This window comes from Citrobacter sp. GW821-FHT02E08, from assembly GCF_059421685.1.
Window position 1 is genome coordinate 1 of sequence record NZ_JBWKVL010000017.1, and the last position, 17,718, is coordinate 17,718.

At 50.6% G+C, this 17,718-nt stretch carries 19 protein-coding genes and 1 pseudogene; 4 read left to right on the forward strand and 16 right to left on the reverse strand.

What is annotated here, in order from left to right; all coding sequences use genetic code 11:
* Positions 1 to 282: 282 nt before the first annotated feature.
* The 6 genes from cheW to flhD form a co-directional block, all read right to left on the reverse strand.
* Positions 283 to 786 (reverse strand): chemotaxis protein CheW, encoded by a 504-nt coding sequence (cheW, locus tag AC07UY_RS18450; RefSeq protein ID WP_203360892.1) that lies wholly within the window; start codon positions 784 to 786, stop codon positions 283 to 285.
* Between the two features lie 22 nt (positions 787 to 808).
* Positions 809 to 2,839, reverse strand: coding sequence for a chemotaxis protein CheA (gene cheA / locus AC07UY_RS18455; RefSeq protein WP_494701718.1), 2,031 nt, complete (start codon positions 2,837 to 2,839; stop codon positions 809 to 811).
* Between the two features lie 4 nt (positions 2,840 to 2,843).
* Entirely contained in the window at positions 2,844 to 3,773 is a 930-nt protein-coding gene (gene motB / locus AC07UY_RS18460; RefSeq protein WP_494701719.1) for a flagellar motor protein MotB, read from the reverse strand.
* Positions 3,770 to 4,660 (reverse strand): flagellar motor stator protein MotA, encoded by an 891-nt coding sequence (motA, locus tag AC07UY_RS18465; protein ID WP_203360889.1) that lies wholly within the window; start codon positions 4,658 to 4,660, stop codon positions 3,770 to 3,772. The genes motB and motA overlap by 4 nt, the downstream gene beginning before the upstream one ends.
* A 124-nt stretch (positions 4,661 to 4,784) precedes the next feature.
* Positions 4,785 to 5,369: a flagellar transcriptional regulator FlhC gene (flhC, locus tag AC07UY_RS18470; RefSeq protein WP_203361259.1), complete on the reverse strand. Its 585-nt coding sequence runs from the start codon at positions 5,367 to 5,369 to the stop codon at positions 4,785 to 4,787.
* The gene (flhD, locus tag AC07UY_RS18475; protein WP_494701720.1) at positions 5,366 to 5,716 is read right to left on the reverse strand and encodes a flagellar transcriptional regulator FlhD; all 351 of its coding nucleotides are present in this window, start codon (positions 5,714 to 5,716) and stop codon (positions 5,366 to 5,368) included. Before flhD ends, flhC begins: the two co-directional genes overlap by 4 nt.
* A 792-nt stretch (positions 5,717 to 6,508) precedes the next feature.
* Here flhD and uspC point away from each other — a divergent pair.
* The gene (gene uspC, locus AC07UY_RS18480; protein ID WP_494701721.1) at positions 6,509 to 6,937 is read left to right on the forward strand and encodes a universal stress protein UspC; all 429 of its coding nucleotides are present in this window, start codon (positions 6,509 to 6,511) and stop codon (positions 6,935 to 6,937) included.
* Between the two features lie 17 nt (positions 6,938 to 6,954).
* On the opposite strand, the gene otsA is transcribed toward uspC, so the two are convergent.
* From otsA to AC07UY_RS18510, 6 genes and pseudogenes are all read right to left on the reverse strand, one after another.
* Positions 6,955 to 8,373 (reverse strand): alpha,alpha-trehalose-phosphate synthase, encoded by a 1,419-nt coding sequence (otsA, locus tag AC07UY_RS18485; protein ID WP_494701722.1) that lies wholly within the window; start codon positions 8,371 to 8,373, stop codon positions 6,955 to 6,957.
* Complete coding sequence (gene otsB, locus AC07UY_RS18490) at positions 8,348 to 9,151, reverse strand: trehalose-phosphatase (protein ID WP_494701723.1); 804 nt, start codon at positions 9,149 to 9,151, stop codon at positions 8,348 to 8,350. Before otsB ends, otsA begins: the two co-directional genes overlap by 26 nt.
* 164 nt (positions 9,152 to 9,315) lie before the next feature.
* Positions 9,316 to 10,302, reverse strand: a complete 987-nt coding sequence (araH, locus tag AC07UY_RS18495; RefSeq protein ID WP_203361258.1) for an arabinose ABC transporter permease AraH — start codon at positions 10,300 to 10,302, stop codon at positions 9,316 to 9,318.
* 14 nt (positions 10,303 to 10,316) lie between these two features.
* Positions 10,317 to 11,831, reverse strand: a complete 1,515-nt coding sequence (gene araG, locus AC07UY_RS18500) for an L-arabinose ABC transporter ATP-binding protein AraG (protein WP_494701724.1) — start codon at positions 11,829 to 11,831, stop codon at positions 10,317 to 10,319.
* Positions 11,832 to 11,912: 81 nt separating this feature from the next.
* Complete coding sequence (araF, locus tag AC07UY_RS18505) at positions 11,913 to 12,902, reverse strand: arabinose ABC transporter substrate-binding protein AraF (RefSeq protein WP_494661137.1); 990 nt, start codon at positions 12,900 to 12,902, stop codon at positions 11,913 to 11,915.
* Positions 12,903 to 13,278: 376 nt separating this feature from the next.
* Positions 13,279 to 13,365, reverse strand: a pseudogene (locus tag AC07UY_RS18510) (DJ-1 family protein); the annotation flags it as partial.
* Between the two features lie 544 nt (positions 13,366 to 13,909).
* Here AC07UY_RS18510 and AC07UY_RS18515 point away from each other — a divergent pair.
* Positions 13,910 to 14,413: a non-heme ferritin-like protein gene (locus AC07UY_RS18515; RefSeq protein WP_494701725.1), complete on the forward strand. Its 504-nt coding sequence runs from the start codon at positions 13,910 to 13,912 to the stop codon at positions 14,411 to 14,413.
* Between the two features lie 173 nt (positions 14,414 to 14,586).
* On the opposite strand, the gene AC07UY_RS18520 is transcribed toward AC07UY_RS18515, so the two are convergent.
* From AC07UY_RS18520 to AC07UY_RS18530, 3 genes are all read right to left on the reverse strand, one after another.
* Entirely contained in the window at positions 14,587 to 14,838 is a 252-nt protein-coding gene (locus tag AC07UY_RS18520; RefSeq protein ID WP_203360881.1) for a DUF2766 family protein, read from the reverse strand.
* A gap of 114 nt (positions 14,839 to 14,952) precedes the next feature.
* Positions 14,953 to 15,036, reverse strand: coding sequence for a stress response protein AzuC (gene azuC / locus AC07UY_RS18525; RefSeq protein ID WP_004136622.1), 84 nt, complete (start codon positions 15,034 to 15,036; stop codon positions 14,953 to 14,955).
* Between the two features lie 398 nt (positions 15,037 to 15,434).
* A complete protein-coding gene (locus tag AC07UY_RS18530; protein WP_494701726.1) occupies positions 15,435 to 16,073 on the reverse strand; it encodes an RpiB/LacA/LacB family sugar-phosphate isomerase in 639 nt (212 codons plus the stop codon).
* Between the two features lie 270 nt (positions 16,074 to 16,343).
* Between AC07UY_RS18530 and AC07UY_RS18535 the strand changes: the two genes are divergently transcribed.
* Positions 16,344 to 16,679 (forward strand): YecR-like family lipoprotein, encoded by a 336-nt coding sequence (locus AC07UY_RS18535; RefSeq protein ID WP_203360879.1) that lies wholly within the window; start codon positions 16,344 to 16,346, stop codon positions 16,677 to 16,679.
* A 202-nt stretch (positions 16,680 to 16,881) separates the two neighbouring features.
* Complete coding sequence (gene ftnA, locus AC07UY_RS18540) at positions 16,882 to 17,379, forward strand: non-heme ferritin (RefSeq protein ID WP_192612533.1); 498 nt, start codon at positions 16,882 to 16,884, stop codon at positions 17,377 to 17,379.
* A gap of 46 nt (positions 17,380 to 17,425) precedes the next feature.
* Here the strand turns inward: ftnA and AC07UY_RS18545 are convergent, their stop codons facing one another.
* Positions 17,426 to 17,665 carry a YecH family metal-binding protein gene (locus AC07UY_RS18545; RefSeq protein WP_276294814.1) on the reverse strand — a complete coding sequence of 80 codons (240 nt, stop codon included), beginning with the start codon at positions 17,663 to 17,665 and terminating at the stop codon, positions 17,426 to 17,428.
* Positions 17,666 to 17,718 lie beyond the last annotated feature (53 nt).

Genomic DNA, 17,718 nt, shown 5'->3' on the forward strand with positions numbered 1-17,718 from the left:
CAACGGTGGGTTGACACCCACCGAGATGGAAAGACAAAGAACCTCTGGCTGTGTCCAAATTAAGTAGACCACTTCACCCCGACCCGAAAGGCAGGCGGAATAAGGCGAATGTATCGCGAAGCGACGATTTTCCTTGCCGGGAGCCAGGGTTGCAAGGGAGGCGGCGGCGAGCCTCCCTTGCACGTTCACAGGTAGGGTGATTGCAGAGAAGCAGTGGACATAAGGTGAACGTCACCCTTCACCAGAGTGACAGGTTCTCGATAATTTCTTAACTGAGCAGCATTACGCCACGTGAGACGCCGCGATATCCAACAGCGCCATCTCCTCGCTATTCAACAATTTCTCGATATTCACCAGAATCAGCATACGGTCGTCCAGCGCCCCCAGCCCCGTCAGATATTCCGTCGACAAGGTCACGGCAAACTCCGGCGCCGGGCGAATTTGATCCGCCGTCAGCGATAACACATCAGACACGCCATCAACCACGATACCGACGACGCGTTGTCCCAGATTCAGGACAATCACCACCGTATTGTCGTTATATTCGACGTCGCCCTGGCTAAATTTCACACGCAGATCAACAATCGGCACAATAACGCCGCGCAGATTGGTCACCCCTTTGATAAACGATGGCGTGTTAGCGATGCGTGTCACCTGATCGTAGCCGCGAATTTCCTGCACTTTCAGAATGTCGATGCCGTACTCTTCGTCTCCCAGCGTAAAAACCAGGAACTCCTGGCCTGACGGCTCGCCGGCCAGTTTGGTTACGTTACTCATACCGGTCATATCTCTTTCCTTCCTCACTCAATCAGGCGGCGGTGATCGCCATACGTTGTTCGCGGTTTAAACCCTGTAGCGCAGAAACATCCACAATCAGTGCAACGCTGCCGTCGCCCAGAATGGTGGCGGCGGAAATGCCCGGCACTTTGCGGTAGTTGCTCTCCAGGTTTTTAACCACCACCTGGTGCTGGCCAATAAGCTGGTCGACCAGCAGCGCATAACGTCGTCCGGCGCTTTGCAGGATCACCACAATGCCCTGGGTCGCTTCTGTTTTCGCGCCAACCACATCGAACAGTTTCCACAGTTCCACCAGCGGTAAATATTCCCCGCGCACTTCCAGCACGCGTTCGCCGCCCGCCAGTGGATGCAAGTCTTCTTCGCGCGGCTGGAGCGACTCCATCACCGCATTCAGGGGTAAAATGAAGACTTCATTTGCCACACGAACCGACATGCCGTCGAGGATGGCCAGCGTCAGCGGCAGCAAAATGCGAATCGTGGTGCCGGAACCCTGTTTTGACTGGATCTCAACGTGGCCGCCCATCTCCTGGATGTTACGTTTCACCACGTCCATGCCGACACCCCGGCCAGACACGTCCGTCACCTGTTCCGCCGTCGAGAAACCCGGGGCAAAAATCAACATGCCGACTTCGTCATCGGTCATGTTTTCGTGGATCGCCATCCCTTGCGACATCGCTTTTGCCAGGATGCGTTCACGGTTAAGCCCCGCCCCATCGTCGGTCACTTCAATGCAGATATTCCCGCCCTGATGTTCCGCAGAAAGGATCAGATTCCCGACCGCACTTTTGCCGGATTCTGCGCGTTTTTCCGGTAACTCAATACCGTGGTCGAGACTGTTGCGCACCAGGTGCGTCAGGGGATCGATAATCCGTTCAATCAGGCTCTTGTCCAGTTCCGTCGAGCTACCGATCAGCGTCAGCTCAACCTGCTTGCCCAGCTTGCCTGCCAGATCGCGCACCAGGCGTGGGAAACGGCTGAAAACATACTCCATCGGCATCATACGAATCGACATGACCGACTCTTGCAGGTCGCGGGCGTTACGTTGTAACTGACCCATGCTGGTGATGAGATCGCCGTGATTCACCGGGTCAAGCTCGTTGGAGCGTTGCGCCAACATCGACTGGGTAATCACCAGTTCGCCCACCAGGTTGATCAGTTGATCCACCTTCTCAACCGCCACGCGAATACTGGTCGATTCACTGGCACGGGCCGGTTTTTCACGTTCCGCACGTGCGGGCTGTGGCTCGCGGGTCGCACTCTTCACCGCAGAAACGACCGCCGGACTCTGTGCTGGCGACACCTCGGCCACCGGTGACTCCTCGAGGCTGGCAGGCGTAACAGGCACCTGCTCAAACGCAATCTGGTCGGCTTCAATCACAAAGCAGAGCACCGCGATAATGTCATCTTCCGCAATGCCGCCATCCAGCGTCGCACTGAGGCTATCGGCCTCTTTAACGACATCCGTTAAGGTGGCCAGATTGCTCAGCTCTGCTTCCAGTAAATCGACTTCATTGGCTTTCAGGCGAGACAGCACAATGCGCAGTTGCGTCTCTTCGCTACTCTGCGGCGCTGCGGTCTCTTCCTGAATCGCCATACTGTCGACAACACTCAGTTTGGCGGCGCTCACTACGGCAGGTGCTGTTTCACCTTTTGCTTCAAGCGCTAACTGGCGTAACGCATTGCAGATGTATTCGAAGCTTGCGGTATCCGGCTGTTCAGAGCTTTTATAGGCGTCGAGCTGTTCCTGCATAATATCTTTCGTTTCCAAAAACAGGTTGATAATGTCGGTATTGAGCTGCATCTCACCGCGCCGGGCTTCATCCAGCAGGTTTTCCATTAAGTGGGTGGTTTCCTGCAAAACGGTAAAACCAAACGTGCCTGCGCCCCCTTTTATCGAATGCGCGGCACGAAAAATCGCATTCAGTTGCTCTGAATCCGGCGCCTCAGGCACCAAATCGAGCAGGTGCTGTTCCATGTCAGCCAACAATTCGTCAGCTTCATCAAAAAATGTCTGATAAAAATCGCTAATATCCATGCTCACGCTATCACCTCGAATTGGCTGGTGGCGATGTGGGAACGCTTGCCGACGGCACGGCCGCTGGCTGTTGTAAGACACTTACCGGCTCATTCTGGCTTTCAGCGTTTTCATGCAAAATGGCCTGCTCTGCCTGTCTATTGAGCACCAACAGGCTGATACGGCGGTTGATGGCGTCACCGGGACCGCGATCGCTCAGGCGCATCGTGGCCGCCATGCCGACCACCCGTAACACTTTCCCGTCATCCAGGCCGCCGCTAACCAACTCCCGGCGCGACGCATTGGCGCGGTCAGCAGACAGTTCCCAGTTGCTGTAGCCTTTTTCACCGTTGGCATAAGGGAAGTCATCGGTGTGACCAGAGAGGCTGACGCGATTTGGAATGCCGTTAAGCACGGGCGCGATGGCGCGCAGAATATCGCGCATATACGGTTCAACGTCGGCGCTACCGGTTTTAAACATTGGCCGATTCTGGCTGTCGATAATCTGAATGCGCAGCCCTTCCTGAACCAGATCAATCTTCAAATGCGGGCGTAACGCGCGCAGTTTAGGGTCCGATTCAATCAGCTGATCGAGATCGCCGCGCAACTTACTCAGACGGCTTTGCTCCATGCGTTTTTTCAGCTCATCAATGTTCGGCTGCTTGTTAACTTCCCCCTGTTGCTGGGTGTAGTCATCACCGCCGCCAGGAATGGCACTTTGACTGTTCGAGATTCGGTTGCCGCCCGTCACTGCCGTTGCCAGCGGGGTGCGAAAATATTCCGCAATCTGGATCAACTCTTTCGGGCTGGAGATGGAAATCAGCCACATGACCAGAAAAAACGCCATCATTGCGGTCATAAAGTCGGCATAGGCGATTTTCCACGAGCCATGCGCCCCACCGCCGTGTCCTTTATGTTTTCGTCGTTTTACGACGATGATGGGATGGGCCTGATTTTTCATGCTTCCTCGGTCGTCGTCTGCTGCGGGTTCGGGTTTCTCACCGCGCGCACATGCTCTTCCAGTTCAATAAAGGAAGGACGTTCACTGGAATAGAGCGTTTTACGGCCAAATTCGACGGCGATCGGCGGCGCATAACCGTTCAGGTTTGAGAGCAGAGTGACCTTCACGCACTGCATCATTTTGCTGGTTTCCGCACTCTTCTGGCGCAGGACGCTGGCCAGCGGTGAAATAAACCCATAAGCCAATAAGATCCCGAGGAATGTTCCCACCATTGCATGCGCAATCAGTGCGCCGAGTTCAGCGGCCGGACGGTCAGCGGAAGCCAGTGCATGCACCACCCCCATCACCGCCGCCACGATGCCAAACGCCGGTAATGAATCGCCGACTAATGCCAGACTGTTGGCCGGGACTTCTGACTCACTTTCGTGAGTCTCAATTTCTTCATCCATCAACGCTTCAATTTCGAAGGTATTCATATTGCCGCTGATGATCAGACGCAAATAATCTACAATAAAATCAAGCATTACCGCGTCGGCGAGAATGCGCGGATAGCTGGCGAAAATTTCACTTTCACCTGGATTTTCAATGTCCCGCTCCAGCGAGAACATCCCCTGCTGCCGCGACTTGGCCATCAGGCGATAGAGCAGCGCCAGTAAATCCATATACATTGCTTTCGTGTATTTCGAACGTCGAAACAGTAACGGGATCGCTTTCATCGTCCCTTTGATGGCTTTGCCGTTATTACCGACAATAAACGCCCCTATACCCGCGCCACCGATGATGACCAGTTCAGCTGGTTGATAGAGTGCCCCAAGGTGTCCGCCGGTCATCACATAACCGCCGAAAACTGTACCGATAACCACCAGGTATCCTAATAAGATAAGCACGACATCATCCTTCCGCTGTTGACTATGGCAGGATGCGCAGTCGGGGCATTAACGCGTACGCGAGACAAAAAAAAGCAGCGGTAATCGCTTACCGCTGCTGGAGTGTTTGTCCACACCGTATCGGTTAAACAGCCTGTTCGATCTGTTCATCCAGCAGTTGTGGAATAATATCGGCAGCATTACGGGAAAGTTTACGTCTTTTTACGGCGCGGGAAGGAGGCTGGCATAAACTGCAGGCAAAGCTGCCCGGAGGCTGGTGTGCGTGGGTGATAAAATTACCGTCACAGCAATTGCAGCGCGACAATTCAAGCAAACCACTTTCAACAAAACGCACAAGTGTCCAGGCACGGGTTAGCGCGAGCAGCGGCCCCTCTTCCGGTTGCGGGCACTGCTCCAGGTAAAGTCGATACGCTTTGATCACGGCATCCACGCCGCTGCATAACCCTGTTTTGAGCAAGAACTGCCAGGCGTTACAAAACATGGAAGCATGAATATTCTGCTCCCATGTCATAAACCAGTCGGTGGAAAACGGAAGCATCCCTTTTGGCGGAGGACTGCCGCGTAATTCTTTATACAGCTTGATGAGACGACCACGACTTAACTGTGTTTCGCTTTCCAGCATTTGCAAACGGGCGCCAAGCGTGATCAATTCCATGGCTAACTGGATATCGCGCGCTTCCTGAACAATGCTTTTTTCGCTCATCATCAGGCCCTTTTCTTACGCGTCGCATCTTCAGCCTGATTCACGTCGTTAAGCAGACGCGTCGACAGCATGATGCCGGTATGAATTTGCTGAAGATCGTCGACACGCGAATCCTGCGTCAGACGGGTGATCGTCTGGCAGCTGTCAAAGCGGAAATGACATACTAATTGATTTGTTTCGGCCAGCTTGACCATTTGCGGAAGCGTTAAAGTCCCCAGCGTGTTCGCCATCTCTTCACTGATACCCAGGCGGAACATCGCGGATGCTTTGTCCTGTACGATCAGACGCTGTGCGAGAAGAAAGTATGACAAATTGATGTCATAGATATGTTTCAGCAACTCGGATGTGTGCATTGTTCCCATCCAGAATAACCCATTTTATTTTTATGCGGTAAAACCGCACCCCGTGATGTTGCCGGGAATTCCCGGTAAAAAAATCAAAAAGGTCAAATGCATAGCAGTGTTCAGGTACAAACGCGCACTGGAAAGCACTCCCTCCAGGGAACACTCGCCATTTACACGTTTTAATCAATTCTTACAAATACCTAAGATTTTTCCTAATTCGACGCAACTCTACTCGCCACCACCGACACATACAACGGAGCGGGGCTGCGAATTTGAAAAATATGTGATCTACGTCACAAAATTACCCAAATACTTAACATAAACCCATCAGTTAAGCTTTTATTTTGTGTGTTTATTCACCAACTGAACACACTTTGTATTCCAGAGCTCCGACCAGACGTTCAATAAATAGACAAACGCCACTTGTTTCATAAAGTGAATGTCACTTTATGAAAATATAAAATAATTGGGTATGTTGTTTTATGAGGGGCAATATTTAATTCTAATAAAACAATAACTTAACTATTAAGATGAGTTAATTAATACCCCATAGTTACCATAGGTTATATGTTAATTTTTGTTACATTGCAATTAACATTTCATTTTCATACCCACAAAATTTAATTTAAATTACACAATAATGTCTTGCTGGTGATTTTTGTGACGATTTCAATCATAAGATTATCTAATGAATAATTATGATAACCCTCACACAATTGCCCTCTCAAAGCGTTGCAGTATTGGTTTAAACAGAGTAAAGCTGAACTACCACCTCATATTCTTGCAATTAAGGAGCGAGTTATGAGCTACACCCATATTCTTGTCGCCGTTGCCGTTACGCCAGAAAGCCGCCAACTTTTAGCCAAAGCCGTTTCCATCGCGCGCCCTGTAAACGCCCGCATTAGTTTGATTACTCTTGCCTCCGATCCTGAGATCTATAACCAGTTCGCTGCGCCGATGCTGGAGGATTTACGCGAGGTGATGCAGGAGGAGACACAGGATTTTCTTAATACACTCAGTCGCGACGCGGGTTATCCCATTGAGCAAACCTTTATCACTTATGGGGAGCTTAACGAACATATTCTGGATGTGTGCCGAAAACATGCGGTGGATTTGGTCATTTACGGAAATCATAACCACAGTTTCTTTTCGCGAGCCTCCTGCTCTGCGAAAAGTGTGGTCAGCGCCAGCCAGGTAGATGTTTTGTTGGTTCCGCTGGCGAAAGAATAAGCGCCGATGAGCGAATGTCAGGCCAGTTTGGGAAAGGTCGCGACTTTGTTCCTCTGCTGACTTTCGACGCTACGCGGCGCAACTTCCTTCAGGTCGTGAATAAAGCGTTCCTGCCAGTTATGGATATCATTTTTGATTATCACCGCCAGCATTTCCGCATGGCGCGAAATACGTTCGGCAAGGGGCATGGTTAATGCGCGATCCAACGCGGCGGCGACTTCATCCCGATCATACGGATTAACGATTAACGCGGATGTCAGTTCGTTGGCGGCACCGGCAAACTGTGAAAGCACCAGCACGCCGGGGTTGGCGGGGTCCTGCGCGGCAACATATTCCTTCGCCACCAGGTTCATGCCATCCCGTAGTGGCGTCACCAGCCCCACATCAGAGTAACGAAATACTTTCATCAGCAGCTTGCGATCAAAATGTTGGTTCAGATAGTAGAGCGGCGTCCAGCCCAGTTGACCGTATTTGCTGTTGATCCGCCCTGCTTCCGTCTCCAGTTGGTGGCGAATATCCTGGTAAGCCTGTACATCACCACGCGACGTCGGCGCAATTTGCGTATAGCGGATGTTACCGTGATGCTGAGGATAGTGCTCCAGCAGCGCTTCATAGGCCTGAAAACGCTCGGGCAACCCTTTGGAATAGTCCAGTCGCTCGACAGAAAAAATGTTCTGCACATTCTTCAGTTCCGCCTTCAACTGCGCCAGTTTTGGCGGCAGCGCACCTTTCGCCTGCTGAGCAATCTCTTCCGGCGCAATGCCAATCGGATACACGTCGGTACAAAATGCTTTGCCCCACGCCGTATGACGTCGACTGCGTGTGGTGACTCGGGTCTGACTCGCCAGACAGTCCAGAAATGCCAGTCGGTCGTTTTCGGTCTGGAATCCGAGTAAATCGAAATCACACATCTGCTCCAGCAGCGAATCGTGGGGTGGCAAGGCGTTAAAAATTTCAGGGGTCGGGAACGGAATATGCAGAAAAAAGCCAATACGGTTATTCACGCCACGCTGGCGCAATTCACTGGCAAACGGCAGCAAGTGATAGTCGTGAACCCAGATCATGTCGTCTTCGTTTAACAGCGGCAGCAGTTTGTCCGCCAGCAACGCATTGACCCGCAGATATCCCTCCCAGGCATTGCGCTGAAATTGCACTAAGTCCAGCCGGTAATGAAATGCCGGCCACAGAACAGCGTTAGAAAACTGGCAGTAATACTCTTCGTAATCCTGCTCGCTCAGATTAAAAGACGCCCAGGTCATATTCCCGCGCGTCACTTTTTTCAACGGCTTATCTTCGTCCCCCGTCTCCCCACTCCAGCCGAACCACAGCCCTCCAGTGGCTTTTAGAGCGCCCAGTACACCAACCGCCAGCCCGCCAGCACTGCCTTTATTATCGGGGGGAGCAATTCGATTAGATACTACGACTAAACGACTCATAGCCATCTCTCCTGTCACTCGCTGATTTTTGTTTTTGTTGTGGATTATGGATCTGTTCCAGCCAACGCCAGACGTCAGCCACGCTGGCTAAACGCCAGTTGGCCTGCGTCTCACCGCAACCGACTTTGATCGACATGCCGCCCGCCCGATTCACCGCCGAGAACCCCGCTTCATCAGTCAGATCGTCGCCTATAAACAAAGGAGTACGGCCTGCAAAGGGGGCCTCATGCATAAATGCGGCAATGGCTTCACCTTTGTCACTCCCCCGGGGTTTAATCTCCAGCACACATTTACCCGGTTGCAACGCTAACTGCGGCCAACGGGCGGTAACGCGCTTCGCCAGCATCAGTAACGCCGCTTCATGCTGCGGCGCCTGTCGGTAATGCAGCGCGAATGCCATGTTTTTGCTTTCCAGTTCAGCGCCAGGCAGGTTTTCCAGCGCCGCAGATAACTGGTTGTAGACGTCACGTTTTAACGCCTGTGGAAGCGTCACGATGTGGGTTTGACCATGGATATCACGGCGCTCGGCCCCGTGTACTCCGGCAAGCGGAAAACGAAAAGGAGTTGTCAGCGCGTCAAGTTCAACCATCGAACGCCCTGAAATCAATGCCAGTGCCCCCGCATTCTGCATGGCCAGGCGGTGTAGCATCTGGAGAATGGCGTCCGGTATCGTCACCTGATCGGGGTGCGGTCTGATCTCAGCCAGGGTTCCATCAAGGTCAAAAAACCAGGCATGGTTTGCAGATAATTCAGGGGATACGGTTAACAAGTCTGTCACCCTGTTCTCCTCCTTATCATGGTTTTTGGGAGGCGAAAAACGCCCCCATTAGCATGTAAGTATAGACAGTGTGACAATGCTCGCCATTTTGAAAGACAATCGCCAGCCTTATTAGGGGCTGACGATCAGGGGGGACTATACTGAAAAGTTGGCTGATAAAAACGTTACACAGTACGTTTCGCTTTTTGTTTGTAACGGTCGAAGATCACCGCGGCCAGCAGGATCAAGCCACGAACTACGTACTGCGCGAAAGGAGAAATATTCAGAAGGTTCATGGCATTTTCCACGGTCCCCAGAATCAACACCCCGGCCACCACATATGAGATTTTCCCGATGCCGCCTTTGAGGGAAACGCCCCCAAGTACACAGGCAGAAATCACAATCAGCTCATAACCAATCGAGGTCATCGGCTGGCCGCTGGTCATACGCGATGCCAGAATGATGCCCGCCGCAGCAGAAACCAACCCCGAGAGCACAAAGATGATGATTTTGGTGCGAACAACCGGAACCCCGGCCAGGCGCGCCGCCTCTTCATTACCGCCAATCGCCAGCGTATTACGGCCAAAGGTGGTTTTGTTCAGCAGCAGACCAAAGATTATCAGACAAGCGACCGTTAACCAGATCGGCGCAGGCAGCCCGAACCAGTTAGCATAGCCGAGGGTAAAGAAACGCTCGTCTTCAATACCGACCGCTTTCCCGTCAGAAATGATATAGGCCAGGCCGCGCACAATCTGCATCGTCGCAAGCGTGGTAATCAGGGCGTTGATCTTTAGGCGGGCAATCACGAAACCGTTCACCAGACCACACAGCACGCCGAGCAGCAGTCCTGCCGCCACGCCGATCCACAGGCTTTCGGTCATGTTGATGACCACAGCGGTCGTTACCCCGGCGCAGGCAATGACGGAGGCGACAGAGAGGTCGAAATCGCCGGATGCCAGACAGAACAACATCCCGCAGGCCACCATGCCTGACATGGAGATAGCCAGCCCCAGCCCCTTCATATTAATAAAGGAGGCAAAGTTTGGCACAAAAATAGCGCAGGCCAGGAACAGTACCGCGAACACAACCAACATTCCGTACTGATCCCAAATGCGACCAGGGTTAAACGGCGACTTAGGCGCGCCAGATCCCGATGTAGATACAGAAGACATCATACTCTCCTTACTCAGGCGACTGCCTGGCTGACTTTTGGCATAGCAAGGCTCAAAGCCTGCCGTTCATCCGCCTGTTCGTGAAGCAATTCACCGGCGATCTCACCTTCCCTCATCACCACAATACGGTCGGCGACGCCCAAAACCTCCGGCAAATCACTGGAGGCAAACAACACAGCAACGCCCCGCGCCGCCAGGGCGTAGATAACGTTATAGATTTCGTGTTTTGCGCCCACATCTATGCCGCGTGTTGGTTCATCAAGCAAAATGACTTTCATCTCTTCCGACAGCCAGCGACCCAGAATCGCCTTTTGCTGATTCCCGCCGGAGAGGTTCATGATCAGTTGCTCCGCCCCCGGTGTTTTAATGTTCAGTGAATGAATATGGTGGTCAGCGTTGGTCTCTTCCCAACTGTTGTTGATAAGGCACCCGCCCCGGACATGCTTACGACGCGCGCTGATGTTGATGTTGTCGCGTACAGAATGCACCGGGATGATCCCCTCGGCTTTACGGTCTTCCGGGCAGAGCATCATGCCTGCCGCAATGGCATTGGCTGGTTTGCGGATATCAATCGGTTTTTCATCGATATACACCTGACCTTCAGTGATACGCGTGCCGCCGAACAACCCTTTCATCAGCTCACTGCGTCCGGCGCCGACCAGGCCAAACAGCCCGACAATCTCACCGCTGCGCACCGACAAACTGATCGGTGTTTTTACACCGGGTGCTTTCACCTCATGCAGACGCAAACGCTCTGCGCCATAGGGCCTTGATTCCCAACCGTAAATATCGCCGAGATCGCGCCCCACCATCGCCTGAACTAACGCGTCGTGGTTCACCTGCTGCATGTCGGCAAATGTTTTGACATAGCGGCCATCTTTGAACACGGTAATGGCGTCGCTCAACGCGAAAATTTCTTCCATACGGTGCGAAACGTAGAGAATGATGCGGCCTTCTTTACGCAGTTCACGAATGACGCGGAATAAGTTCTCAATCTCTCTGGCTGAGAGTGAACTGGTCGGTTCATCAAAGGCGATAATTTTGGCATTACGCGCCAGCGCTTTGGCGATCTCCACCATCTGCCACTGCCCGATCGAGAGATATTTCAGCGGGGTATCAGGATCAATATCCATCCCCAGATGTTTTAGCTGCAGCCCAGCCTCATAATTAAGCAGCGAACGGTTTACAATTCCGCCTTTATGCGGCAATTGACCTAGATAGATATTCTCCGCGACGGTCATTTCCGGCACGAGATGTAATTCCTGGTAAATAATAGCGACACCGGCGTTCAATGCGGCAGTGGTGTCAGCAAAGGTGACCTCTTGCCCAAGAATCGCTAAAGAACCCGTGGTAGGCGCGTAATTACCGCTGAGAATTTTTAAGAGTGTTGATTTCCCGGCGCCATTTTCACCCATCAGCGCATGCACCTGACCGGCATAACAGTCAAAACTGATATCCGTTAGCGCTTTGACGCCAGGAAAGGTTTTTCCAATGCCGCGAAATGAGAGATACGGGGTAGATTGTTGCATAACGTCTCCGTGAATCTGGGTCGTTAGTCGTTAATCAAACCCTCTGCCGCCGCAGCGACAGAGGGTGTTTTCTACTGCCGATTACTTACCGCCTAACCCTTTTTTGGCCAGTTCTTCTTTGAAGTTGTCACGCGTAATCAACACTACATCAGTCACTTCAGTGAATTTTGGTGGTTCCGCGCCTTTGGTCACCCAGTTGTAGAGCATTTCGCTGGATTTATAGCCATGTACGTCCGGGCTTGGCAGCAACGAACCGAAGAAGCCGGTCGCTTGCGCCTTCGACAGTTCACTGACCGCGTCCACGCCGTTGATACCGATACCGATCACATCGGCAGCTTTAAAGCCCTGGCCTTCCGTCGCACGCACGCCGCCCAGTACGGTGTTGTCGTTCATACCGACAATCAGCCAGTGTTTCACTTCCGGATGCTGAACCAGCATGGAGTTCGCAGCATCAAATGCACCAGGGATGTCATTGGATTTCGTCGGCACCTGGTAGATCTGTTTTTCCGGGAAGCCAGCGGTTTTCAGCGCGTCCATTGAGCCACCGGTACGGCGACGCGCGGTATCCAGCTCGTTCGCCGTGATCGCCATTACCGCAGTCTCTTTCACATCCCAACCGCGTTTCTGCATCTCTTTGTACAGCTCTTCACCCTGACGCTCGCCAATTTTAGTCGCCGCCATCATGACCAGAGGAACGGTATCCATCGGCTTGCCTTTGGCGTTAACAAACTGGTCGTCCACCGCGATGACTTTCATGTCGTAACCGCGCGCCTTGGCAGCGATTGCCGAGCCGAGTTTCGGATCCGGTGTACAAATAACAAACCCTTTCGCGCCGCTGGCGGCCAGGCTGTCGATGGCATTCAGGGTCTTTTCGCCATCGGGGACGGCAATTTTAATCACTTCAAAACCCAAATCTTTTCCGGCTTTATCAGCAAATTTCCACTCCGTCTGGAACCAGGGTTCTTCTGGCTGTTTCACCAGAAAACCGAGCTTCATGGTTTCAGCAATAGCGGATTGTGACATAACGGCAGCCAGGCCAATAGCCGCCAGCGCTTTAGTGAATTTGTGCATGGTTAACTCCAGCTTTAGCGTTCTTTTATGTAGGGTAAAAACGAACGAGTTTTTGTAATTCAGACGAAAAACAAGGCATTACCATTTATATCAACGATTAATGCCAGTGCTGGAATAAGTTTTAGCGGGAAATTGATTCTCCATAGGAGAGCGGCATCACATCACAGAATTACAGTAATTGCGTGCATAAATTTAGCGGGAAATGACATAAGAAAATGGGAATTTGTCAGACAAATAAAAAGAGGTATAGCAGATTAGTCCATAACCCCAGCCAGCCAATCCTTGTTCCCGAATACGGGTGTATTCGGGAACGTTTTATTTACCCGCGATAGTAAATATGGTCCGCATGATCACGAACCGGAGCGTCGTCACCAGGTTAACGGGCGCTGAGCGTCAGTGCAAAATCAAATATATGGCCTAACCCTTTGCCGCTAATCAGATTGCCATCTTTAACGACCGGCGCAGAGCGGATCGGGAAAATCAAACAGCAGTGACGATAGAGTGATTGGCTTGACGTTTTCACGTTTCTAAAAATGATCTGGCACACACTTCAGCCCTGGTGGGAGACCTGCCAGTACAGCTTTATCTAATAACTGCCGAAACAGCCATAATGGATAATTATCATTGAACATATGATACCCGTTGGAACTATCTCACTCCGTCATTTAAAACAATGCTTCAAACATCTATCGATACTTTAATCAACGTTAAATCATGACGTTGCACTGACGAGACATAATTTCTAAAATTCCTGGTTCACAACCGATATTTAAGAAAAATATGTAAAAAACTTTAAACATTTCATTATAAGGATTTTCTTATATCCATACAGGCGGTATGCTTATTTCGATCATCAACGGAAATGACTACGTGATCACATAAAGGACCGGCAGAACGGATTTATTCTGCTAACAGTATCACTTGTGCGTAGATGTTAAGTGTGGCAGCAGCCTGCTGCGCTGATGCTGGTTACGCACAGCCCCTTTTCTGGAAATAAGGATATTGACATGGCTGCAGTAGAAATGGCTCACAAGCTCAACGCCCAGATGAATCTTGAGTTTTACGCATCCAATCTTTACCTTCGCCTGAGCGAGTGGTGTGCGGATAACAGCTTGACGGGCACAGCGATGTTTCTTCGCACTCAGGCGCAAAGTAACATCACCCAAATGATGCGCATGTTTAATTTTATGAAGAGCGCAGGCGCTAACCCCATCGTTAAAGCGATTGATATTCCAGGCGATGAGTTAACGTCACTTGAAGAGTTATTTCAGAAAACCCTCGACGATTATCAACAGCGCTCCAGCACCCTGTCGAGTTTAACCCGCGAAGCAAAAGCGTTGAATGACGACCTCACGCTTGATTTTCTCCACGACCTGAAAAAAGAACAGCTGCAGGATGGCGTGCTATTACAAACGATCTTCGATGAAGTTTGCAGCGCCAAACGCGCAGGTCTGTGCATGGCGCAAACCGACAAGCACTTACTCAACGTCGTCAACCATCAGCACCACTGATGGCGGTATAGCGTCTGATTAACGCCATACCCCCCAGTCTGGCCTGCAAGAACATCTACCGCAGGCCGGGCAACCGTCGCATTGCCGACTCCCCCGATGATTCAGAAACAATTACGCCCCCTGATGCAGGAGGCGTAATAAACATGCTTCAAAAATCTAATACATTGATTTATTTAGTGAGCTTCGCCCTGCGGCGTGAATTTCAGCTCGATCAAGGCGATAGCTTTCTGGATAGCGCGCATCGTCACGGGATCGGCTGCGGCAGGATGGCTTGAAAAATCGATGTTTTTCAGTTGGGTAGCCATTTTCTCGCGAACTTCGACGGGGGCGATCACGTCAAGAACGTCCAGAATTTGTTTGAGAACCAGTTGGCAGGCAACAACGTCAGAGACCAGTTCCTGATCGGCGTTCAGTGTTTGGGACATAGTGAGCTCCTTATAGAAAGGTCGTCATAGTACCTATTCAGGAACAGAAACGATAGCAGCGTAAACGCAGCAAAAATACAGGTATAAAAAAACCTGCCGTAGCAGGTTTTTTTATCAGAACATACCGCCTGGCGGTACATCTTTGAATGTTTTGCAATAATTTTCGAACATGCTTTTCAGAATTTTGCGCAGTTTCATAGCATTGCTCCGTTTGATTGTTGTTCAGGTTTATTGTCTACGAGCAATATAATATGACATCCGTCACAAAAATCAATATTTATGTGACGCAGATCACACATAAAAATGTGCAAATTCTTTCAATTATTATGTTTTTAGCATAAAAATCATAATGTTATCTCATTGCATGTTTTGGTAAATTTTTATAGATTTTTTTGATAAGAACCATCATCGACAGCAAAAGATGGGGTCTGGCAGGGTGCTTGCTACGCAGAAGTTAGAGTCAGCAATAGAGGAAGTGCGGAATCGAACAAAAACACATTACTGTCGCCCGGTCGCTCAACGCTGGCCGGGCTGACATGCGGCATCTTGCAGGCCGGTAAGCGTTGCGCTGTCCGGCCCTATGCCATCAAAGAACCTTACCCCAGAATTTCACGTACAAATGCTTCGATTGATTTGTCCTGACCATTTTCGAAAAGACACTGCTGGAAACGCGGACCCGACACAGCGGTTTTCACCAGCTCAGGATCGATAGCACGCAAGGTATCCAGATAGTTCTCTTTTACCACGGCCGCTTTCACCTGGTTCAGAATGCCTGCGTTGCGAACCTGCGGCTCTTTACGCTCCGGCGGGTAGCCTTCGCCATTACGACCCGTGAACGCTTTTTCAAAGATGAAGCGAACGTTCAGCTCGGCACCCCAGCCAAAACCTTTCGCGAAAGGTAGAGAAAGCGCATTGCCGTTGTTGATCTGGGCAAACAGAAACGCATCAGCCGGATCGATACAGTATCCGCAAATCACGCCCGGATGGATGTTCAGAGACATCAGCGCCCCTTGACCCGTGCCGCAGCCGGTCACGACAAAATCAACCGCTTTAGCATTGAGCAGAATACTGGCCATAATGCCAAGATGAATATAGGTCAGATGATGGTCATTCTCATCGCTCATGCCCACGTTAAAGACGGGAAATCCCTTCTCATCCGCAACGGCCTTGAGTTCGTTATGAATGATGGCATTTTTGCTTGCCTGGCTGTTTTCCATCATCAGTGCAATTTTCATACTGTATCTCCTGAATGCGTCGCGATAAATCCCGACGTGAGTCTGTGAAATTGACGCCACATTACTATGTGATGAATGTATTTTCAAATTTAATGAAAGATGGTTTTAAAAAACAAAAACAGGCTCACGTTTTATCTGCCTGTGGAGCATTTTTTGTACATTTCGCCCGGTCGTTGCCATTAAACATGGGTGATCCTCAGGCTATTCAAGCCATTGGACCGAGGGTGTATCAGGTAGGATAGCGTATCACCGAATTTTCAGAGCGATATCATGAAGAGCCTTTTTCTTGCCCTCTCGCTGTTAATGTTGGCGGGATGCACCATCACCCGACAAGCAAACGTCAGCGAAGCCAACGCAACCAGTGGGATTGTTCGCCTCACCTGGAATCAGGCGATGCTGCAAACGGCACGTACTGACGACTATGTCGCCAAAGGTACCGCCACGCGTGAATGTCAGCAAATGGGCTATGCGAACGCCGTCGGATTTGGCCAGCCTGTGTCTACCTGTAGTGTTTATGCGGGTTCTCTGTGTCTGAATACGAAAATAACCTTATCGTATCAGTGTCAGGGCGTGGCGATCCCCTCTACGACACCTGGCTATTATTAAACGTTGAGGTCAGTTTATTTATTAGTGACTGGCCTTTTATTATTTCAGCGTGTCTTTATTTTTAATTCAAGAGCGTTAATGCGTTTTATTCCCATTCGCATTTTTAATAATTGATTTTATTATTTTACCTTTTGCAAATAATTAAATAACAAATTATAGTGGCGCCACATCGACATATCATTAACATGTGTGGAGCAGAACAATGCTGAAAACAGAAATGATCGAAAAACTGAATGAACAGATGAACCTCGAGTTATATTCGTCTCTGCTCTATCAGCAAATGAGTGCGTGGTGCAGCTATAACAGCTTTGAAGGTGCCGCCGCGTTCCTGCGCCGTCACGCCCAGGAAGAGATGACGCATATGCAGCGTCTGTTCGATTATCTGACCGATACCGGTAGCCTACCGCGTATTAATACCGTCGCGTCTCCTTTCGCTGAATATGCGTCACTGGATGAACTGTTCCGTGTTACGTACGAACACGAGCAATTGATCACCCAGAAAATTAACGAACTGGCTCACGCGGCGATGACCAACCAGGATTATCCTACCTTTAACTTCCTGCAGTGGTACGTGGCTGAACAGCATGAAGAAGAGAAGTTATTTAAATCGGTCATTGATAAATTAACGCTGGCAGGTAAAAGCGGTGAAGGCCTTTACTTCATCGACAAAGAACTGTCGACGCTGGATACACAGAATTAATTTCGCTTCGGTGAAGCGGGTTTTCTGCCCACTTCACCGGACTCTTTTAATGACGGCAGATCTTGCTTTCGTGCGTCGTAAAACCGTCATCCTTCGCAATAAATTTCCCCTTCGCCGCCAGAAAAGCCACCAGCTCTGCCGCCGTCATCTCTGCTGCTGAACAGGTATGAAAACGTGCCTGCGCACCAAACCGCTTAACGATCGCTGCCTCAAGACTGGCATGGGTGTATTGCTCGCCTGACGCAATCATCATGTTAAGCACGTCGTGGCCGTGAATAGAATCCATACATCCTCCTCAATAAAGCACCTAGCCTAAGATGAAGCCGCATTATCTGCTTT